This window comes from Bacillus sp. ok061 (genome assembly GCF_900108285.1).
Classification (GTDB): Bacteria; Bacillota; Bacilli; order Bacillales; family Bacillaceae_G; genus Bacillus_A; species Bacillus_A thuringiensis_S.
This window is the reverse complement of record NZ_FNUW01000001.1, coordinates 418,463-439,527: the sequence shown is the minus strand read 5'-3', so window position 1 is coordinate 439,527 and position 21,065 is coordinate 418,463. Positions and strand designations below refer to the sequence as shown.

Below are 21,065 nucleotides of genomic sequence, written 5' to 3'. Positions count from 1 at the left end.
TATCCCCATTCTTTCATTTTATAGATTCACAAACACATTGTAGTAATGCTTCTACAGTGTACTCTTTCGGCACAATAACAGACGGAAAATAACGACTTGCCTCTTTTTCCGTAATAGGTCCTATACAAGCAATTGTACATTTTTTTGTCCATTCTCTCCAGTTTGTACCCTCAAGTAAACGAACAAAACTAGTAACAGTTGAAGGGCTCGTAAATGTAATAATGTCTATTTTCCCTAACTTCAACGCTGCTATAAGCTCTTGCTTTTTTTCTACATTCACTTTCGTACCATATACGATTAACTCATCTAGAGAAACACCAATTTCCCGAAGTTTAACTGGTATTACATCTCTTGCTAAATTCCCTTTCGGAAATAAAATATGTTCGTTTCCACTTAATTCTTTTAGAAACTCTTCTGCAAATGCTTCTGCAACAAATGAAGTTGGAACAAAATGAACTTGATAGCCCCTTTTTTCTAACTCTAATTTTGTTTTCACACCTACCGCAGCGATTTTAATGGTTAGCGGTAGTTTCTTGTTCAAACTATCTAGAAAAAAAGCTACACCATTTCTGCTCGTAAAAATAACCCAGTCATACGAATGTAGCTGCCCTTCAATATGTTGAATTTGCCTATGAGACATACCTTCCATATGCAAAAGCGGAATTTCCAATGGAATTCCGCTCTTTTCTTTCACTGCTACACTCATTTGTTTCGCTTGATGCTGGGCACGTGTAATCAATACCGTTTTTCCAGCGAGAGCGTTCATATTTATTGTTGCTCCTTATTTGCAGCAAGAATGAGTTCTTTGGCGCCTTGTTTAATTAAACGGCCCGCGGCTTCTAATCCTACTTCCTCAGGATTAGTACCTACTACTGTCTCTTTTAATAAAACAGAGCCATCCATAGAGCCAACAAGAGCTGTTAATTCGATTGTATCGTTTTCTTTAAGGGTTGCATATCCAGCGATTGGAACTTGACATCCACCTTCAAGTTTATGAAGAAATACTCGCTCCGCTGCCACTGTTCTTTCTGTTATCGCATCATTAATATGCGATAACAACTGCAATAAATCCTTATCATCCTCACGACATTCAATCGCTAATGCACCTTGTCCTACAGCAGGTACACATAACGTTTCATCTAAATGTTCTGTAATAACTTCATCATCCCAGCCCATCCTTTGTAATCCAGCTGTCGCTAAAATAATCGCATCGTAATCCTCTTCTTTTAATTTACGTAAACGTGTATCGATATTTCCGCGAATCCACTTCACTTGTAAATCTGGTCTCGCAGCGAGTAGTTGTGCACTACGTCTTAAACTACTCGTACCTAAAATAGCACCTTCCGCTAACTCTTTAAACGATGCTCCATTTTTTGAGATAAAAGCATCACGAGGGTCAACACGCTTTGGTGTACAGCCAATCATTAACCCTTCTGGAAGTACGGCTGGCATATCTTTCATACTATGTACAGCCATATCGATTTCTTTCGTAAGTAACGCATGCTCAATTTCTTTAACGAACAAACCTTTTCCGCCTACTTTTGAAAGAGTAACATCTAAAATCACATCACCTTTAGTGACAATTTCTTTCACTTCAAATTCATATGGTAAACCAAGTGCTTTTAACTGATCAATAAACCAGTTTGTTTGTGTTAATGCTAGCTTACTCTTTCGTGACCCTACAATAATTTTGCGCATAATTCTCTCTCCTCATTATAAATACCAAAAGTGGAAATTAGATAAACTACTTAATAAAAAAATGTTAACTAGCATTACGAGAAAGGCCCCTACATTCCACAGTACAATTTTCTTCCCTTGCAACACATCTGCCGCTCTTAAATACAAGCCCGCACAATATACAAATAGAACGACAAACGAACCAATTACTTTCGTATCATACCAATGAAAATTATCCAATTTTGTATATCCCCATATGCACCCTAATAAAATTGCTAGTAAGAAAAATGGAACAGAAAATAAATTTAATCCGTAAGACGTAGATTCAAGCTTCGGTAAATTCCCTAACCTTCTTAATCTCGCATTCCACTTTTTCTTTTTTAATAGGCGATATTGCAGTAAATACATAATAGAAAAAATAAACGATACCGTAAACGTTGCATAAGAAATAATCGCCATTCCAACATGCACGTATACAAGTTCCGAAACTAATTGCTCTGCAAGTACTGGCGACATCTTTCCGAGCGGTGTAAAAATAGAAAAAGCGCTTACGCCAAATGCAACAACATTTGTAAAGAAGACTAAAAAGTCAACGCGCATAAATCGATTTATGACTAACGACATCGTAATCAATAACCAAACATAAAAATAAATCCCTGATAATAAAGTTAAAATGGGGTTCGTTTCTGAATCTGTCGCCCTAAGCAACATAAAAATAGACTGCAATACCCATACAATCGAAAGTAACCAAAAAGCAAATCGGTTCGCCTTTCGGTTACTTTGGAAATAATCTATAAAATATAAACTAATGCTACAAGCATATAAAATAATTGCAATATGATAAATAATACTGTTATTTAAAAAACTCATCCGATCATCCTTCCAAATTATAAAGATGGAACGGATGGTGTCCACACTCTTTTATGTTCTACTTCTTCCGCACGACTCTCTACTTCTTCCGTTTCTAAATCGAAAATCTTCGCAAATAACGCTAATTTTTCGCTCGCTCCCTCTTCAGCAGCTATTTCTTTCGCTACTAAAATTGGGTCTTTTAATAATTGATTAATAATACTTTTCGTATGCTTACTAATGACTTTTTTCTCACGATCACTAAGGTTTGGTATTTTTCGCTCTAGGCTTACCATCGTTTCACTTTGGATTGCAAGTGCCTTATCACGAAGAGCTGATATTAATGGAACAACACCAAGTGTACTTAACCACGTTTTAAATAGAACAATTTCCTCTTCAATCATAAATTGAATTTTCTCCGCTTCTTTCAAACGCTCAGCACGATTTGCTTCCACTACTCCTTGCAGATCATCAATGTCATATAAAAAAGAACCTTCTAACTCATCAATCGCTGGATCAATATCACGTGGTACTGCAATATCAACCATAAATAAAGGACGACCAGAGCGCATTTTCTCCACCTTTGTCATCATCTCTTTCGTAATGACATACTCAGATGCACCAGTTGAACTAATTAAAATATCTGCTTCTAATAATGCACATTGTAATTCGCTTAACGATTTTGCATGTCCCATATATTTCTCAGCCATTACTTCTGCTTTCGAAAGCGTCCTATTCATAACCGTTACTTTACGAGCACCACTTCCATATAAGTTTTGCAGTGCAAGTTCGCCCATTTTACCAGCACCAAGAATAAGCACATGACAATTTGTTAACTCGCCAAATATTTTCTTTCCAAGCTCAACAGCAGCATAACTAACAGACATTGCACTTTCCCCGATTGTTGTTTCTGAGTGGGCACGTTTTGCTAATGTAATGACTTGCTTAAACAATTCATTAAAAATTGTGCCTGTTGCTTTAACTTGTTGCGCTTCTAAAAAGCTATCTTTTATTTGACCTAAAATCTGCGTTTCTCCGACTATCATCGAATCTAAACCGCACGTTACGCGGAATAAATGATCTATTGCACCATCTTGTTCAAAAATAGTTAAATATGGCGCGACTTCTTCTATTTCAAGCTGAAACCAATCAGCTAAAAACTTCTTAATATAATACCGTCCCGTGTGTAATTGATCGACAACAGCATAAATCTCAGTGCGATTACAAGTTGATACAATGACATTCTCTAACACGCTCTTTTGATTTTGTAATGTAGTCATCGCTCGCTCTAGCTCTGCTGCCTGAAATGTGAGTTTCTCACGAAATTCTACAGGGGCTGTTCGATAATTTACACTAACAACAAGAATATGCACGCAGCATGTCCCCCTTCACCCGTTTTATCACTTTATCTACTATCATAATACAACTTTCCTCTTATGAATCTGACAATCGTGTGAACAACCGATTATTTTTTAATTATTCTCCGTATGTAATAAAGGAGATTCAGTAAACTAATAAAAAATCTTCTACTTTATAATGATTATAAATTAATAACTCTATTTGTACGTTACCAAAAAAAGTCCTCATAATCAAGTGATGGAAACTATTCCATATAAATTATAACATCATCTTTCCTATCTTCTTTCATCATGAAGGAAAATATGTATGATTGTTCCAAAATGTAGCAAACACTTTCTCAATACAATGTATTTGACATTTTATTTATTTTTCGTTATATTGATTTTACAAAATTAAATTGCGCACAACTTAATTAGAAAGGAGTTATGTATGACAGAGGACTCTTTGCATCTAGATAACCAACTTTGTTTTTCTATTTATGCCTGTTCTAGAGAGGTTACTCGTTTTTATCGACCTTATTTAGAAGAGATGGGTATTACGTATCCCCAGTACATTACTTTACTCGTACTATGGGAGCAAGATGGACTAACAGTAAAAGAAATTGGAGAACGTCTATTTTTAGATTCCGGTACGTTAACACCTATGTTAAAACGAATGGAATCATTAAAACTTGTAAAACGTGTTCGTTCCAAAGAAGACGAGCGAAAAGTTTGTATTGAATTAACAGAACAAGGCAAAGATTTAAAGGAAAAGGCTTGCTCATTACCGACAACGATGGCTACAAATTTAGGAATTACAGAGCACGAATATCGCTCTTTATTAATTGAGCTAAATAAACTAATTGAAACAATGAAAACAATTAATAATGGAAAAGGGGAATAAATATGGATAAATTATATACTGCTTCAGTAACAGCAACAGGTGGAAGAAATGGGAAAGTAGTTTCAGATGATGGCATATTAAATCTTGATGTAAAAATGCCGAAAGCACTAGGTGGTGCAGGCGGAGAAGCAACAAATCCAGAACAACTATTTGCAGCTGGTTATGCAGCTTGTTTTGATAGTGCATTACAACTTGTCATTCGTACAAAACGTATGAAAGTAGAAAGTACAGAAGTAACCGCTCACGTTTCTATCGGAAAAGATACAGACGGTGGTTTTGGCCTATCTGCCGTGCTTGATGTACATGTCGCTGGCGTTTCACATAGCGAAGCAAAAGAACTTGTAGAAGCGGCTCACGGTGTATGTCCTTACTCTAAAGCAACACGAGGTAATATTGAAGTTACATTAAACGTACGTTAACAGCTTATATAAAGAAAAAAACGCGCGACATTCGTCACGCGTTTTTTGTTTTTGTCATTTTATGAATTGCCTTCCACGCTTCTTCTTTTCCAAGTCCTGTTTCAGAAGAGAATAGAACGATTTCATCGCCAATTTCAACAGCAAGCGTTTCTTTTACAACTTTTAAATGCTTTTGCCATTTCCCTTTCGGGATTTTATCGGCTTTCGTCGCAATAATAATTGTTGGGATTTCATAATGCTTTAAGAAATCATACATCATCACGTCATCACTTGTTGGTTGGTGACGTAAATCAACTACTAATACAGCTGCGTCTAATTGCTTACGCGTTGTAAAGTACGTTTCAATCATTTTCCCCCATGCCGCGCGCTCCGATTTAGACACTTTCGCATATCCATAACCTGGAACGTCAACAAAATGCATCATCTCATTGATTAAGAAAAAGTTCAGTGTTTGCGTTTTTCCTGGTTTAGAAGAAATACGCACTAACTTTTTACGATTTAAAATTTTATTAATAAAGGAAGACTTCCCGACATTTGAACGACCTGCTAATGCAATTTCTGGTAAATCACTGTCTGGATATTGTTCTGGTTTAACAGCACTAATTACAATATCTGCTTTTGTTACTTTCATTGTTTCACTCCTACTAATGCGTGCTCCAATACTTCATCTAAATGAGATGCAAGCACAAACGTAAGGTTTTCTTTTACGCTCTCTGGAATATCATCTAAATCTTTCTCGTTTTCTGCTGGCAAAATAATTTTTGTTAAGCCTGCGCGGTGAGCACTTAATGTTTTTTCTTTTAAGCCACCAATTGGTAATACACGACCACGAAGTGTAATTTCACCTGTCATACCTACTTCTTTACTTACAGGAATACCTGTTAGTGCAGAAATAAGTGCCGTTGCCATCGTAATACCTGCTGACGGTCCATCTTTTGGAACTGCTCCTTCTGGAACATGAATATGAATATCATTTTTCTCATGGAAATTCGGGTCAATCTGAAGCTCTTCTGCACGAGAGCGTATATAACTAAACGCAGCTTGTGCTGATTCTTTCATAACATCCCCAAGTTTCCCCGTTAAAATTAGTTTCCCTTTTCCTGGCGCTACAGAAACTTCAATTGCAAGTGTATCGCCGCCTGCTGCTGTGTAAGCTAGACCTGTTGCCATACCAACTTGGTCTGTTTTTTCAGCTTGCCCATAACGGAATATGTGTTTACCAAGTAAATCAACAATCTTTTTCTCTGTCACAACGATACGTTTACGTTCTGCTGTAACGATAATTTTCGCTACTTTACGGCAAACTTTTGCAATTTGACGTTCTAGCGTACGAACACCAGCCTCACGTGTATAATAACGAATAATTTCAAGAAGCGCTTCATCACGCACTTGTAAATTACCTTTTCGTAAGCCATGCTCTTTTAATTGTTTCGGCAATAAATGCTCACGAGCAATGTGTACTTTTTCAAGTTCTGTATAGCCAGCAATCGAAATGATTTCCATACGGTCAAGTAATGGACCTGGAATACTTGAAAGTGTATTAGCGGTTGCTACAAACATAACTTTCGATAGATCATATGGTTCTTCAATGTAATGATCACTGAAGTTATGGTTTTGTTCTGGATCTAATACTTCAAGTAATGCCGCTGATGGATCTCCACGGAAATCGTTAGACATTTTATCAATCTCATCTAATAAGAAGACTGGATTAACTGTTTTCGCCTTTTTCATACCTTGAATAATGCGTCCTGGCATTGCTCCAACATATGTACGGCGGTGACCACGAATTTCAGATTCATCACGCACACCACCAAGAGATACACGGACAAAGTTACGATTCAATGATGTTGCAATTGAACGCGCTAACGAAGTTTTGCCGACCCCAGGAGGGCCTACTAAACAAAGGATAGGTCCTTTTAATGAATTCGTTAACTTCTGTACAGCTAAATATTCAAGTACACGCTCTTTCACTTTTTCAAGACCGTAATGATCGTTATTTAAAATCTCTTCCGAATGAGCAAGATCAATTATATCTTCTGTTGCCTCTGTCCACGGAAGCGCTAATAACCAATCAATATAATTGCGAATAACACCACTCTCCGCAGAACTTGCTGGTAACTTTTCATAACGATCTAATTCTTTCAGCGCAGCCTTCATTGTTTCTTCAGGCATTCCTGACTGTTCAATTTTTTCACGAAGTTCTTCTACTTCTCCGCCCTTACCTTCTTTGTCGCCAAGTTCAGTTTGAATCGCCTTCATTTGCTCACGTAAGAAATATTCTTTTTGCGTGCGCTCCATTGAACGTTTCACTTTTTGCCCAATCTTCTTTTCTAGGCTAAGTAACTCTTGTTCATCTTGAATAATTGAAATAAGTGTATGTAATCGTTCTTTTACAGATACAATCTCTAGAATCTCTTGTTTCTGCTTCGTTTTAATCGGCAAGTGAGAAGCAATTAGATCAGCTAATCTCCCTGGTTCTTCTACATCAGCTACCGTTGCAAATGTTTCATTTGAAACTTTTTTCGAAACTTTAATATATTGTTCGAAATGCTCCAGTAACGTACGCATAAGAGCTTTCTCTTCTAAATCATCTTCTACTTCTTCAGTTACCGTTTTAATAGACACTTGTACTATATTTTCTTCTTCGATAAACTCTATTACTTCTGCTCTATGTAAACCTTCCACAAGGACACGAAGCGTACCGTTCGGCAATTTTAACATTTGCTTGACTTTCGCCACTGTACCTACACTATATATGTCATCTTCTTTCGGATCATCGATATTCATTTCTTTTTGCATTGCTAAAAAGATGATATTTTCATCCATTGCCGCCTGCTCTAGTGCTTGTATCGATTTATCACGTCCTACATCAAGATGCAAAACCATCGTTGGATATACGAGAACGCCTCTTAATGGTAGGAGGGGCACGATTCTTTCGTTCGTATTCATACTAGACATAGCACCTCCATAATAAATTAAACTCCTGTTCAACTATTTTATATTACAATACACCTAGATGCAATTGCTGAGATTCCTCGCAATTGTAAATAGCTTGTTTTTCTACCTCACGAAAAGAAAAAAGACTCCGATTAAGCATACAAACTTAAACGAAGTCTGGCAAATTTTATTATTGTTTATTTTTACATAGATTGTGCATCTGTTTCGTCTACGTTAGTATGTACATCTAGCTCTCTATGCGTATTTTCTTGCATAAACGTTAGCTCAAATACTTCTTTTAACTTACGGACAGGAATAATTTCAATTCCCTTTATCGTATACAAAAATGGTTGCATATTTTCAGCAGGAATAATGACTTTCTTAGCTCCCGCTTTTTTCGCAGCTTTTATTTTTGCATACACGCCACCAATAGGCTTTACTTCTCCGTGTATACTTATTTCACCTGTCATCGCTACTTCGTTATTTACATATGTGCGATGCACCGCAGAATATACACCTGTTGCCATAGCGATTCCTGCAGAAGGTCCATCAATTGGGATACCACCTGGAAAATTAATATGTATATCATATCCTTCTGGCAACACATCTAACGAACGAAGTACTGTTAATACATTATCAACAGAGCCTTTCGCCATACTTTTACGACGAATCGATTTCGTTTGACTACCAATGCTTTCTTCTTCTACAATTCCGGTAACATTTACCGATCCTTTATCTTTCGCCGGAATTGCTGTTACTTCAATTTCTAATAACGCACCTGTATTTGGTCCGTATACAGCAAGACCATTTACAAGACCAATCCTTGGAATCGGATAAATGTGCTTTTCGTATTTTGGTGTAAGCTGACTTGAGTGAACAACCCACTCTATATCTTCATCTTTAATGAAAGAACGTTCTTCATTTATCGCCATACCAGCAGAGATTTGTACGAGATTAATCGCTTCTCGTCCATTTCTTGCATACATCCCAATCATTTCAATACCATTTTCACCTATTTGCATTTCCACTTTTTCGGCAGCGTTTTTCGCTACTTTTTGAATTTCTTCTGTATCTAATTCACGGAAAAATACTTCTAAGCAACGCGACCGAATAGCAGGAGGAATTTCCTCTGGCGAACGTGTCGTTGCACCAACTAAGCGAAAGTCTGCCGGTAAGCCTTTTTGGAAAATATCATGTATATATGTTGGGATCATCGTATTTTCTTCACTATAGTACGCACTTTCTAAAAATACTTTTCGATCTTCTAACACCTTTAACATTTTGTTCATTTGAATCGGATGGAGCTCACCAATCTCATCAATAAACAAAATACCACCATGCGCATCTGTTACAGCACCTTTTTTCGGTTGCGGAATACCTGCTTGCCCCATCGCCCCAGCACCTTGATAAATCGGATCATGTACCGAACCAATTAAAGGGTCTGCGATACCACGTTCATCAAACCGAGCTGTTGTCGCATCAAGTTCAATAAATGTTGCATTCGTACGAAATGGAGATTTAGGATTTCGTTTCGCTTCTTCTAATACAAGACGTGCTGCCGCTGTTTTCCCAACACCTGGCGGGCCATATATGATTACATGTTGCGGATTCGGACCACAAAGAGCCGCTTTTAACGACTTAATCCCGTCCTCTTGCCCTACAATATCTAAAAAGGTTGTAGGACGCACCTTTTCTGCTAGCGGCTCTGTTAAAGAAATCTCACGCATTTTACGAAGCTGTTCTAATTCTTTTTTCGATTCTCGATCAATTGAAACTTTTTGTGTTCGTTGATTTCGAAGTAAATGCCAGAAATACAATCCGACAATTACACCAAAAACAAGTTGAACAACTAAAAATATATTTGTCCAGCTCATTATTTATTTCCTCCCGCAATATTTTATCTCTTAGTATTTCCGCGGAAGAACATAGCTAAACATAAAGAAAAACAGCAATTATAAAAATTGCTGTTTCCCTTTCGCATTATGCAGATGTTTTTGTATCAAGTACAGTACCGTCTTGTAACACCAATTTTGGCGGCTCATTATCAGCTACTGTTTCTTTTGTAAGAATACACTTCTCGATATCTTTACGAGATGGAAGTTCGAACATTACATCAAGCATTAAGCCTTCAATAATAGAACGAAGTCCACGGGCACCCGTTTTACGTTCAATTGCTTTTTTCGCAATTTCGATTAGTGCACCTTCTTCAAACTCTAACTCAACATCGTCAAGCTCCAATAGTTTTTGGAATTGCTTAACAAGTGCATTTTTCGGTTTCGTTAAAATATCAACAAGAGCATCTTCATCAAGTGGCTCTAGGTTCGCAATAACTGGAAGACGACCGATAAACTCTGGAATTAAACCAAATCTTAAAAGATCCTCTGGTAATACGTGAGATAAAACATGCTTCTCATTTACATCAGCATTTTTCTTCTCAGAACCAAATCCAATTACTTTTTCACCAAGGCGACGTTTAATAATTGGCTCAATGCCATCAAACGCTCCACCACAAATGAATAAGATGTTCGTTGTATCAATTTGAATGAACTCTTGGTGCGGATGCTTACGACCACCTTGAGGTGGAACGCTTGCTACAGTACCTTCTAAAATTTTCAGAAGTGCCTGCTGCACACCTTCACCAGATACATCACGTGTAATTGATGGATTTTCGGACTTACGTGCCACTTTATCAATCTCATCAATATAAATGATTCCTTTTTCCGCTTTCTCTACATCATAATCAGCTGCTTGAATTAATTTTAGTAAGATATTTTCTACATCTTCCCCAACATATCCAGCTTCTGTTAAAGATGTTGCGTCCGCGATTGCAAATGGAACATTTAAAATACGCGCTAACGTTTGTGCCAGTAATGTTTTACCACTACCTGTTGGCCCGATAAGTGCGATATTACTCTTCGCTAATTCTACATCATCAATTTTGCTGTTAGAATTAATGCGTTTGTAATGGTTATATACCGCTACCGCTAGTGCTTTTTTCGCGCTATCTTGCCCGATGACATACTCATCTAAGATTTCACGAATTTCTACCGGTTTCGGTACATCTTTGAATTCTACTTCTTCGTCCTTCGCAAGCTCCTCTTGTACAATTTCAGTACAAAGTTCGATACACTCGTCACAAATGTAAACACCTGGACCTGCCACTAACTTTCGAACTTGCGTTTGTGTTTTACCACAGAAAGAACATTTTAATTGCCCTTTTTCATCATTAAATTTAAACATATTTTCACACCCCTTACAAAGTGCTAACCTCTTGCCTTCGTATGTACACGATAAATGTATCGTATGTAAATACATATTATGTCACTACGTGGCGAGAAATACAAATAATATGACTAGTTATGTACAAATAAAAAAATTTTAAAACTTTTGAAATATGTATATTCGACTTGTAAAGGAACTTTTCCTTCTCCATCGAAAAGTTTTATAAATATATTTCTATATTTATAAAACAAGGCACGATTAAAATCGTGCCTTGTTATTTTATTATGCAGCGTTTTCTACTAAGAAGTCTACAGCTTTACGCACTTTAAGATCTTCAGCTAAAGCGTCTACACTTCCAAGAGCTTGCTTGATAGCGTCTACTGGCATACCATACATTTCAGCCATTTTTTCAACTTCTGAAGTTACTTCTTCTTCAGTAACTTCGATGTTTTCAGCTTCAATGATAGCTTCAAGAACAAGATTGATTCTTACACGTTTTTGTGCATCTTCTTTCATTTGCTCTTTTAATTTGTCAGCGTCAGTACCTGTGAATTGGTAGTAAAGCTCAAGGTTCATACCTTGTTGGCTTAAACGTTGCTCGAATTCACGAACCATACGATCTAACTCAGTGTTGATCATAGCTTCTGGAATTTCGATTTCAGCGTTAGCAGCAGCTAATTCTACTACTTCGTCACGTACTTTGTGCTCAGCTTCGTGCTTTTTGCCTTCTTCTAAGTTTGTGCGAAGTTTTGCTTTTAATTCATCAAGAGTTGCAACCGCTTCGTCTGCTTCTTTAGCGAACTCGTCGTTTAACTCAGGAAGTTCTTTTGTTTTGATTTCGTGAATTGTTACTTTGAATGTTGCTGGTTTGCCAGCTAATTCAGCAGCATGGTACTCTTCTGGGAATGATACTTCAACGTCTTTAGACTCACCAGATTTAAGACCGATTACTTGCTCTTCGAAACCTGGGATGAATGTACCAGAACCGATTGCTAGAGAGTAGTTTTCGCCTTTTCCGCCTTCAAATGCTTCGCCATCAACGAAACCTTCGAAGTCGATTACAGCTGTATCACCGTTTTCAACAGTTCCTTCTTCTTTAACAACTAGTTCAGCTTGACGCTCTTGTAAAGATTTTAATTCGTTCTCTACATCTTCGTCAGTTACAGTTGTTTCAACTTTCTCTACTGCTAAACCTTTGTACTCACCTAATTTAACTTCAGGTTTCACTGTAACTTTTGCAGTGAAGATAAGGTTAGCATTTTTTTCGAACTTCTCGATGTCGATTTCAGGATGATCAACTGGGAAGATACCAGCTTCTTCAATCGCTTCACCGTATGCTTTTGGTAAAATGATATCTAAAGCATCTTGGTATAAAGATTCAATACCAAAGCGTTGTTCGAATAATGGACGAGGCATTTTTCCTTTACGGAAACCTGGTACGTTAATTGTTTTTACTACTTTTTTGAACGCAGCGTCGATAGAGTTGTTTACTTCTTTAGCATCAACTTCGATTGTTAAAACGCCAACGTTACCTTCTAATTTTTCCCATTTTGTAGACATTTATTCTTTCCCTCCAACTATAATAATGTATGCACATACCTCTATAGATTAAAATCTTCATTATCTCTTTTTTGAAATAACAAATACACAAATAACCCTCTAGCAAAAGCTTTCAGATATAATGTTCCAATCTACTAATTGTCCAGAAGACAACTACGGTATATTTTGTTCGAGAATAATATGAAACATATTAAGTAAGAGAATTGCACTTCTCTTCTCTTACAAACAGGCAGATTTCTGCCTTTTGCAACCCTTACATTATAACATAGAATATGCTCGTTTCAAGAACTGAACGATTCTTTTTCATAATTATACGGGCAAATATCCTTCTCTTTCAACACGTAATAACCATTGATAGGCAATATGAAACTCTTCCAATTCGATATTATATGCTGCCATAAGCTCTTCTTCATCAATAGCCAATCCGAAACGCTTTCTTCCAATTCTCTCTAAAACAGCTGACCAAATCTCTTCTTTATCCATTAATAGAGCGAATGGGAAAACGCTAATTTGCAACTCTTTCCAATATGTAACCATCGCTTCAAATATATCGGGATAATTTTGCTCTAATCGGCTTGATAATTTATGTATAATGTTATTGGATTGCTCCTCATTATGACCTGTAAATGCTGGAATCACCTTAATCGTATTTCCAAACTTTTCTACCTCTATTTCTTCTTCCACCTGACTTTCTATCATTTTATACAAAATAGAAGTTTTCAAATAGGGGTGCTGCTCTTCGTCTATTAAAAATTTCTTTAAAACAGGTAATGCAAGATCTAAATCTTTTAACGAAAGTCGCTGAATCGCTCTTAGCTTCTGTCCAAAGTTTTCTCCAAAAATTTCATTAGTAAACTCATCCAATTCAAAGTTTGAATCCACTAGCGATGCGTCTCCCTCATTTAGCATACCTTCTGCAAATAAAGCAAGCTGCGCTAATTTTTCCTTTTGATCAGGCATTATATCTTTCGTTTGTAAAACCTTTTCAACAGTTTCAATAACACCTTCATAATCATTTGTTTGAACTAAAATAGTTACGTACGTTTCAAGAATATCACCAAATAAGACAACTCCTATTTTAAGCAACTGTTCACATTTTTCTTTCGCTTCTTCCATACGTTTTAATTCGAGTAAACAAATAACTGAAGCTAATTCCGTTTGTTCCGTTTCCGCATTATACTGACGTAATATTTCAAAACAACGCAATGCATCTTCGAATTCCCGCTCTTTCAGCGCTAAAAACCCTTCATCAATATAGCGCTCTGATAGTTGTGGAAACAATACGACCGTATTTTCTTTTTTATCCATACGTCCGCCTCTTTTTCTTGATTTTAATTATGTTCAAAGTAAATATATCAAATGCGTAATGAGAACACAACATCCCTAAACCATTTGTTTGAAATATAAAAATATTTAATTTTTACATTCCGATACGAGTAAATCTCTACTAAAAATTAAAATTGTACAAATAAAAATCCCCAGCAACAAGCGCAGAGGATTCATCATTAATGGAAAGCTTTTATAATTGTGGGGTATATTACAAGGGTAATAATTTGGAGAACAATAATTGCCATAACAATCATGCTAAAATAGAAGATTGGTTTACTTCGCTTCATTAAAAACATAATAATAAGCATCGTACAAGCAAACAAACTTAAGAAGAACAAACTTGTTGTCGAACTAAGTATACCACTTGGGACAAAGAACAATAACACTACACTACAAGTACCTATAATTCCAAATAACCATTCCATTCATTCACTCATTCCCTTTCCCTCTCATAGCTGTTTTCTCTAAGCAATCAAATGTTTCACAACATCAACTACATACGTTAATTTCTCATACGCTACAAATCCAAAAGCAACCGTTAAGCCCGTTACAACTAATCCTTTCATCATTTCTTCCTCCTCGTTTTATCGTTGTTATCTTCATTATAAAAGATTAGCAATTTCTTACCATCGAACTACCTTACAGTTACCTTACAGAATTGTAAGATTTCAAAAAGGGATTGAAAAACACCTCATATCGCTCGAGGTGCTTTCACGAAATTTCTCTATAATCACTTGCAAAATTAGCTTTTTTCTCTTGGTTACTTTTCGGCGAATCGACTCTTAGACTAATAGATTTACTAAATAATTTAGGATCAAAATAATTATGCGTTACTTTTCTTAACTTACCTTCAGATATTTTCGTATTACAAGAAAACAAAAAATGAAAATCATGTTAATATATTTTTGTACAATTAAGAATTTAATTTACAAGGGGGATTATATATGTTCAAAAAAGTAGCTGCTGATGTTTTAGGGTTAAGCGATGTAGGTTCTGTCATTACACCGAAAGATTACGATAAAGTTGACGCTGATGATTACGTGATGCACGAAGATGGAGAGAAAATTTATTTTCTAATTAAATCCAAATCAGATGAATATTGCTTCACAAACAAAGGATTACTCCACCTAGATGGTACAAGCGCAACAAGTAAAAAACGCACACTGCGCCGCTATAGCTATAGTAAATATCAAATTAAAAACGTAGCACTTGAAACTGCAGGAACGATTGATTTAGATATAGAAATTAAGTTTCAAATGGGAGATGAGCATTACTCAATTGATGTTCATAAAAAACATATTGAAGAATTAAAAGATTTATATAAGGCTTTACTTAAAATTGAAGAAATTTCATACGACAACGACATTACATTACAATATGCACATAAAAGTTTAGATATGGCATCTAATGCTTTCAGCCGTATTTCAAACGCACAAGTAAACTTAGCAGAGCAATTTAAAGAGATGAACGAGATCGCCTTTAACTGGCTTGTTGATACGAAGAAACAATACAATGTGAAAGATTATGGTTTTGTATTTGAGAAGTTTATTAATAACTAATTTAAAACAAAAAACCTTGTTATCAAAAGATAACAAGGTTTTTTTAGCGTCCCAGGAAAGATTCGAACTCCGGCTCCGCCCATTTCCGTACTATTTTATATATTTTGATCGCAGTCTTAATATATCTTCTCCTTCGCGAATGCCTGCCGATCCCTTCCTCACATTTTTTACGACAGTCCAATTCGGGTTAGTTTCATCACCGATGTTCTGTACTGTAAAGTTGCCGTCACCATATTTCCGTTGACCTTCTGCCAATTTCTCCGTTAAATCATTCTCTTTTGTTCTCGCCATCTTTGCGCCATCTCCCTTTTTATACAACCTTCTTAAACTGTCCAACTAATCACACGTCCAGTCAATTGGAGATCTTCGTTTTCCGCTTCTATTAATTGTAACACACTATCAGGGATAAGTTCCGATAACGGCTGCTCAATCTTACTAGAATGGTAAAGAGTTTTATAATATTGTAAGTAAACAATTAAGAGAATCTGGATATGGATTTGAGTTCCATCATAAACCTATTGATTCTTTAAATTAAATAAGAGGAATAGGGCGCATAAATGGCGCTCTTTTATTAATACACTTTAATCTGTTGTATATAATAATTATCATATGTTACGTTATATTTTTACACTTCTTGCACATATATCAATTTTTAAACAAACAAAAAACCTTGTTATCAAAAGATAACAAGGTTTTTTTAGCGTCCCAGGAGAGATTCGAACTCCCGACCCGTCAATTACCTACGATATATAAACGATTCTTTCATCGTTTGCTGAACGTTCATTTGGGCGGTCAACTGACCTTTTTTAAAAATTCTACCTTATTATATAGCTTATCGTCAATAAAAAAGCGTTACTAATGACAAACAAATTCTTTATTTATATTACAAGAACCTTTTTACAATCGTTTCAAATTGCTCCCACCCTAAAACAATTGTAAATATAGAGGAAACAAGTCCAATAATTATAATTAAGAAGCTAACTAACTTAACAAAAAAATTATTGGTTAACTTGTATTGTGTCGAATACTTAATAAGTCCCGTCCAAAACAATAATGATATGGGTAAAGTTACGAAAAATTGAACCCCTTCTCTTAACAAGATAATCGGATTAAAAATTTCTTTCCTGGTTGTTTCACCTAGTTCATCTATACGTGAAACTTGCATAACCAAAATATTATATAACATTTCGTATTCTTCCCTCCCAAAAGCAGGAGGATTCCTCAATGTTTGTACTGTGTTAATTAAAATTTGATAGTTTGATATATATGACCAAGTTCCCGCAAGTTTATAATCAACATACCCCGCATCCATTAACAATAACTGGGCTTTTGGCGCTTCCCTAATTAACTTAATATAAACCTTATTTTCTTCTTCTGAACGAATTTCTTTTCCTAAATAACTATTGCAATACTCTACATAATTTTTAGTATATTGTCCTAAAAATTCGATGTTTTTGTTTAATTTTATTAATCTCATAACATTTTTTATAAATCCTACTAATATTAAAACTAATGTCACCCCAATAATTTTCCAAATCATACAAAAAGTCCACCCTTTAACTAATAAATTATAATTAATTCATATAAAAATATGCCTTAATTACTATCTTTTTGTTAAGAACACCTTTCTCCCAATAAATATTATTACTATTAGAAAAATAACTGTAAATAAGTATGATTCTATTTTCTGTCCTTCAGCTGAATTTAAAATTTTTATATCCATCATTTTCCATATAGGAAGAACAACATTTGTCGAGATAGATGATGCACCCAATATCCCAAATAATATAGAAAGCACTCTGGAAAAAATTGTGTTATCCTTATTACTAATAAGAGTATCTAACTCTTTTTTTAGTTTTAAATTGTTATCAATACTTTCTTTTAAATCGTCTACACCGAATTTTGATAGTGCATTTAATAATTTTTTTATCTCACCATAATGACTAGCTTCGTATTTAAAATCTCTATACATTTCATTAATTTTCATCTGATAATGAATAACTTGTTCAGTTGTATAATTCTCTTTATAAGATTTAATAAACAACTTATGATATAAAGCATACATATAGAGTAACATTTCTGATTGAACTTGTTTATCATAGATTAAATGCCCACGATTAGCATCTACATATTTAATATTACTTACCAAAGATTTTCCAGCTACCGCCCATAATACAACTGCTTCATTAATAAATAATTTATAATCATCAAAAGACCTATAATCATTATCTTCTTTCAAATTATCAATATTACATTGATTTATCTTAGAGACTCGATTTAAGATTTGAGAAAACATGTAATAATGTTCATCTAATAAATCATTGGTTGAATGTGGTTGATTTTCATAATCTAATAAATATATAAACGGCATACCCCTCCAATAAGTACCTAATTCATAAAAACGTTCTACCCGTAAAGGCTGTTCTATTTTTACATTTGCACTGTATTCGATAGCTTCAAAAATCGTATCTGTAACTAATCCTAAATTTAACGTCCCCTTAGTAGGTACATTACATAGTTTGAATGAAAAGCCCTGTTCTTCATCTTCCACTACCTGTGTCAATTCACAAACACTATCTTTTATAGCGTTATACGCTCGTTTCTTCTCTTTATTTGAAAGTTTTTCATAACTAAGAACAGACAACTCACGCGCTAATACTATTCCTGAACTCATCCACAACTCCTGAAATCTTTCTGTAAATAAATTCACATAATTATTTATAAAATCTCCCACAGGGATATCATCGTTCCCACAAAACTTTCTTAATGACAATAAAACAACACCATTCTCATAAATTTTCACTTGCGGGTAAAGAGTGACAACCATGTCCTCATTTTTTAAATAAATTTTACCTAAAAAAGCTCTTATATATCTATTTTTTACATTCAACATTTCCGTAAATAAATGCCTTTGATGAAACTCAAACTTATACGCTTGTTCATAAAATTCGGCCTGCAATTGATTCATATTAGGCGGCTTACTAAATGTCATAAAATTACTTTTAGGATATTTGACTCCTACCTTTTCAACACATAATTCCTCATCAAATATCCAATATGCGATATCACTTGAAGAAACAACTAAATCTGCAATTTCTAACTTCACTAATGTTTTTGCCATTTTTTCTAAATCCATTTCTTCATTCAAGAAATATTGAGAATAAGTATACCAAATATCATAATCCTTTATTATCATACCTTCACCTACACTACCTATATAATTTCACCAAAAGTTTTTATATTTCTCATTTCCCACCATAAGTATCATTTTTAATTGAATAATGATTTTCTCTCTACCAAACGTTATCTATATATAGATAAATTTTGCCCGCTCTTACCTCATACCCACACATATACTTCATTAAATCATATCCAGTAGGCAGTACATTTCCTTCTTTACCTTCACTTAAATTATGGTCAAATAATAAAATTTGCACGTGCCATATTTCGCTAAAACATTCTACGCTATCGCTTAAATAACAGGGATTCAATATTAACTACGTATGTTTATAATGAATTAAAAACAACAGCGAAATATAAGCATCAAAATATTACTTCTACTATTAGTTTGCACTTATCTGAGACGATAATCTTTCGTTAATTTCATTAATAGTTAGTTCAATATTATCAGTACGATTAAGATAAAAAATAGGTACACCGCTCATATTAACAGCGTTTATCACTTTATAATAAAGTGAGTGATTAAGATAAGTCGTTTTTATAAAAACGGCATCCATGTTATTTAAAAAACTCAAATTTCTACCCTTTTCGTCTACATTAATAAATAAAAAACTACTAATATCCTTCTTTATCTTATTTTGCCAATCTGGATGACCACCAACTATTGCACATTTTTTACTATTAAGATATTGAAGTCTATCTTCATATTGTTCTTCAATATGTAAATTTCTACACTGGAGAGTTTCTTCTTTATTTTCCAAATCAAATAGCAGCTCACGTAATGCTAAAAGTTCTGTAGAGTTTTGTTTCACTTCTTGAAGTTGCTGCTCATGCCTTTTTATTTTTCTTTTTAATGCTTCATTCTCTTCTCTTAATAATTTGTTTTCTTCTTCTATAACTTGTTGTTTATCCTGAGTTTCCGCCTGCTTTGTCGCAAGTTGCTCCGTCTGGAGTAATAGTTCATTTTTAATACTAGATAACTCTTCATAATATTCTTCTTTTATATCTTCCAAATATTTATTTTTTGTATATTCATATTCCTTAGATATAGCCCATATATTTAAAAAAGAAAATATAATGATATCCTTATATTTATCATCCCTAATGCTAAATTCCTTTTTAAAAAAAGTATAAGTCGCAAATAAACGAACCAAGTCTTCCTTAGAAAATACTATATTCATTTTCAAATCTTTATAGTTAATCCCCATGTACTGCACCCATGCAGAAACCATAGAATGAAATTTCATTTTACCTTGTCTCGCCACTTTATAATCAAAATCCGCTTGCTCCATATCCTGAGAATGCAGTTTCTTAAAAATCCGTTTCTCTTTGTCAGTTAGATAACCGATTATATCTTCTAAAACGTGATTTTTTTGTTTAAACGCAATTTCATATTCATTAAAAAGTTTAACGATTTCTTCATTTTTATAACATTCTTCTACATCAGAAATGGCTTCCATAATCGTAATAGGAAATTTCATAGAATCTCCTCCAACCATCTCTCCCAAAGTTTCTTTCAACATTGAGTTTATTACAAGTTCTTTATTTTGCCTGATAGTACTATACATTACCACTGAAACATAACTTATATAATGCATTTGCGAAAAAGTATAGCTATCTTCATAAGTATTCTTAGCAAAATTCTTTCTATATTTATCATTTAAAAACTCATGAAGAATAACACTATCTTTTTTTTGCAAAACATAATTATATGCCAATCTATAACCTTTTTTCATAAGTTTTATAATATTTGTATCATCCTCATTATCAATCGCCCACTGTAGCATTCCTACTACTTTTTTTATTCTTTGTTGATTTGAAACAGTATACCCATTATGTAACTTAGGAATATAGAATCCACTTCTACGATATGCTTCATAATATTCTTGCTCTCTTTCATCATGACAACTATCAACTAAATCATGAACATGCTTGGCAGTTCCTAGTGCAATTATTAAAAAAGGAACTAAATCGTAATCCTTTAATAAACTCATAGATATAATAGTAGATTTCACAGAGTTATTCATATTTTTAACCTCACTTAATAACCTATATAGTTATTTTTCATTTGCACTCTATAATTTAACGACAC

At 34.6% G+C, this 21,065-nt stretch carries 18 protein-coding genes; 3 read left to right on the top strand and 15 right to left on the bottom strand.

Annotation, left to right across the window (positions count from 1 at the left end):
- Positions 1–13: 13 nt before the first annotated feature.
- From hemD to hemA, 4 genes are read right to left on the bottom strand one after another with little or no spacing between them, the layout of a single operon-like run.
- Positions 14–766 carry a uroporphyrinogen-III synthase gene (hemD, locus tag C4S65_RS02455; RefSeq protein ID WP_061666252.1) on the bottom strand — a complete coding sequence of 251 codons (753 nt, stop codon included), beginning with the start codon at positions 764–766 and terminating at the stop codon, positions 14–16.
- 2 nt (positions 767–768) lie between these two features.
- Positions 769–1,698, bottom strand: a complete 930-nt coding sequence (gene hemC / locus C4S65_RS02450) for a hydroxymethylbilane synthase (RefSeq protein ID WP_001226405.1) — start codon at positions 1,696–1,698, stop codon at positions 769–771.
- A gap of 15 nt (positions 1,699–1,713) precedes the next feature.
- Positions 1,714–2,547, bottom strand: a complete 834-nt coding sequence (ccsA, locus tag C4S65_RS02445; protein ID WP_000009002.1) for a cytochrome c biogenesis protein CcsA — start codon at positions 2,545–2,547, stop codon at positions 1,714–1,716.
- Positions 2,548–2,564: 17 nt separating this feature from the next.
- The gene (gene hemA, locus C4S65_RS02440) at positions 2,565–3,899 is read right to left on the bottom strand and encodes a glutamyl-tRNA reductase (RefSeq protein ID WP_061666251.1); all 1,335 of its coding nucleotides are present in this window, start codon (positions 3,897–3,899) and stop codon (positions 2,565–2,567) included.
- A gap of 415 nt (positions 3,900–4,314) precedes the next feature.
- Here hemA and C4S65_RS02435 point away from each other — a divergent pair, with 415 nt between their 5' ends.
- Entirely contained in the window at positions 4,315–4,767 is a 453-nt protein-coding gene (locus C4S65_RS02435) for a MarR family transcriptional regulator (RefSeq protein ID WP_000133912.1), read from the top strand.
- 2 nt (positions 4,768–4,769) lie between these two features.
- Positions 4,770–5,186: an organic hydroperoxide resistance protein gene (locus C4S65_RS02430; protein WP_000359773.1), complete on the top strand. Its 417-nt coding sequence runs from the start codon at positions 4,770–4,772 to the stop codon at positions 5,184–5,186.
- Between the two features lie 34 nt (positions 5,187–5,220).
- On the opposite strand, the gene ysxC is transcribed toward C4S65_RS02430, so the two are convergent.
- The 7 genes from ysxC to C4S65_RS02395 all read right to left on the bottom strand — a co-directional run bounded on the left by ysxC (position 5,221) and on the right by C4S65_RS02395 (position 14,659).
- Positions 5,221–5,817: a ribosome biogenesis GTP-binding protein YsxC gene (gene ysxC / locus C4S65_RS02425; RefSeq protein WP_000869118.1), complete on the bottom strand. Its 597-nt coding sequence runs from the start codon at positions 5,815–5,817 to the stop codon at positions 5,221–5,223.
- Positions 5,814–8,144 (bottom strand): endopeptidase La, encoded by a 2,331-nt coding sequence (gene lon / locus C4S65_RS02420; RefSeq protein ID WP_061666250.1) that lies wholly within the window; start codon positions 8,142–8,144, stop codon positions 5,814–5,816. The genes ysxC and lon overlap by 4 nt, the downstream gene beginning before the upstream one ends.
- Positions 8,145–8,326: 182 nt before the next feature.
- A complete protein-coding gene (gene lonB / locus C4S65_RS02415; protein WP_000119174.1) occupies positions 8,327–9,997 on the bottom strand; it encodes an ATP-dependent protease LonB in 1,671 nt (556 codons plus the stop codon).
- Between the two features lie 106 nt (positions 9,998–10,103).
- Positions 10,104–11,363 carry an ATP-dependent protease ATP-binding subunit ClpX gene (gene clpX, locus C4S65_RS02410; RefSeq protein WP_000472289.1) on the bottom strand — a complete coding sequence of 420 codons (1,260 nt, stop codon included), beginning with the start codon at positions 11,361–11,363 and terminating at the stop codon, positions 10,104–10,106.
- A 264-nt stretch (positions 11,364–11,627) separates the two neighbouring features.
- The gene (gene tig / locus C4S65_RS02405; protein WP_000105216.1) at positions 11,628–12,905 is read right to left on the bottom strand and encodes a trigger factor; all 1,278 of its coding nucleotides are present in this window, start codon (positions 12,903–12,905) and stop codon (positions 11,628–11,630) included.
- A gap of 309 nt (positions 12,906–13,214) precedes the next feature.
- Positions 13,215–14,213 carry a hypothetical protein gene (locus tag C4S65_RS02400; RefSeq protein WP_000358256.1) on the bottom strand — a complete coding sequence of 333 codons (999 nt, stop codon included), beginning with the start codon at positions 14,211–14,213 and terminating at the stop codon, positions 13,215–13,217.
- A gap of 197 nt (positions 14,214–14,410) precedes the next feature.
- Positions 14,411–14,659 carry a hypothetical protein gene (locus C4S65_RS02395; RefSeq protein ID WP_001983650.1) on the bottom strand — a complete coding sequence of 83 codons (249 nt, stop codon included), beginning with the start codon at positions 14,657–14,659 and terminating at the stop codon, positions 14,411–14,413.
- Positions 14,660–15,178: 519 nt separating this feature from the next.
- Here C4S65_RS02395 and C4S65_RS02385 point away from each other — a divergent pair.
- The gene (locus tag C4S65_RS02385; protein ID WP_000475213.1) at positions 15,179–15,793 is read left to right on the top strand and encodes a PH domain-containing protein; all 615 of its coding nucleotides are present in this window, start codon (positions 15,179–15,181) and stop codon (positions 15,791–15,793) included.
- A gap of 90 nt (positions 15,794–15,883) precedes the next feature.
- Here the strand turns inward: C4S65_RS02385 and C4S65_RS02380 are convergent, their stop codons facing one another.
- The 4 genes from C4S65_RS02380 to C4S65_RS02365 form a co-directional block, all read right to left on the bottom strand.
- The gene (locus tag C4S65_RS02380; RefSeq protein WP_000124591.1) at positions 15,884–16,084 is read right to left on the bottom strand and encodes a hypothetical protein; all 201 of its coding nucleotides are present in this window, start codon (positions 16,082–16,084) and stop codon (positions 15,884–15,886) included.
- 592 nt (positions 16,085–16,676) lie between these two features.
- Positions 16,677–17,333, bottom strand: a complete 657-nt coding sequence (locus C4S65_RS02375; protein ID WP_103945125.1) for a hypothetical protein — start codon at positions 17,331–17,333, stop codon at positions 16,677–16,679.
- A 63-nt stretch (positions 17,334–17,396) separates the two neighbouring features.
- Entirely contained in the window at positions 17,397–18,989 is a 1,593-nt protein-coding gene (locus tag C4S65_RS02370) for a hypothetical protein (RefSeq protein ID WP_103945124.1), read from the bottom strand.
- A 367-nt stretch (positions 18,990–19,356) separates the two neighbouring features.
- Complete coding sequence (locus C4S65_RS02365) at positions 19,357–21,000, bottom strand: hypothetical protein (RefSeq protein WP_103945123.1); 1,644 nt, start codon at positions 20,998–21,000, stop codon at positions 19,357–19,359.
- Between the last annotated feature and the right edge of the window lie 65 nt (positions 21,001–21,065).

Excerpts from the sequence above, each read along its gene's own strand:
- lonB (WP_000119174.1), bottom strand. The coding sequence starts at position 9,997 with ATGAGCTGGACAAATATATTTTTAGTTGTTCAACTTGTTTTTGGTGTA.
- C4S65_RS02385 (WP_000475213.1), top strand. The coding sequence starts at position 15,179 with ATGTTCAAAAAAGTAGCTGCTGATGTTTTAGGGTTAAGCGATGTAGGT.
- clpX (WP_000472289.1), bottom strand. The coding sequence starts at position 11,363 with ATGTTTAAATTTAATGATGAAAAAGGGCAATTAAAATGTTCTTTCTGT.
- lon (WP_061666250.1), bottom strand. The coding sequence starts at position 8,144 with ATGTCTAGTATGAATACGAACGAAAGAATCGTGCCCCTCCTACCATTA.
- ysxC (WP_000869118.1), bottom strand. The coding sequence starts at position 5,817 with ATGAAAGTAACAAAAGCAGATATTGTAATTAGTGCTGTTAAACCAGAA.
- hemC (WP_001226405.1), bottom strand. The coding sequence starts at position 1,698 with ATGCGCAAAATTATTGTAGGGTCACGAAAGAGTAAGCTAGCATTAACA.
- C4S65_RS02435 (WP_000133912.1), top strand. The coding sequence starts at position 4,315 with ATGACAGAGGACTCTTTGCATCTAGATAACCAACTTTGTTTTTCTATT.
- C4S65_RS02430 (WP_000359773.1), top strand. The coding sequence starts at position 4,770 with ATGGATAAATTATATACTGCTTCAGTAACAGCAACAGGTGGAAGAAAT.
- ccsA (WP_000009002.1), bottom strand. The coding sequence starts at position 2,547 with ATGAGTTTTTTAAATAACAGTATTATTTATCATATTGCAATTATTTTA.
- C4S65_RS02370 (WP_103945124.1), bottom strand. The coding sequence starts at position 18,989 with ATGATAATAAAGGATTATGATATTTGGTATACTTATTCTCAATATTTC.
- tig (WP_000105216.1), bottom strand. The coding sequence starts at position 12,905 with ATGTCTACAAAATGGGAAAAATTAGAAGGTAACGTTGGCGTTTTAACA.
- C4S65_RS02375 (WP_103945125.1), bottom strand. The coding sequence starts at position 17,333 with ATGATTTGGAAAATTATTGGGGTGACATTAGTTTTAATATTAGTAGGA.
- hemD (WP_061666252.1), bottom strand. The coding sequence starts at position 766 with ATGAACGCTCTCGCTGGAAAAACGGTATTGATTACACGTGCCCAGCAT.
- C4S65_RS02365 (WP_103945123.1), bottom strand. The coding sequence starts at position 21,000 with ATGAATAACTCTGTGAAATCTACTATTATATCTATGAGTTTATTAAAG.
- C4S65_RS02395 (WP_001983650.1), bottom strand. The coding sequence starts at position 14,659 with ATGGAATGGTTATTTGGAATTATAGGTACTTGTAGTGTAGTGTTATTG.
- C4S65_RS02380 (WP_000124591.1), bottom strand. The coding sequence starts at position 16,084 with ATGGCGAGAACAAAAGAGAATGATTTAACGGAGAAATTGGCAGAAGGT.
- C4S65_RS02400 (WP_000358256.1), bottom strand. The coding sequence starts at position 14,213 with ATGGATAAAAAAGAAAATACGGTCGTATTGTTTCCACAACTATCAGAG.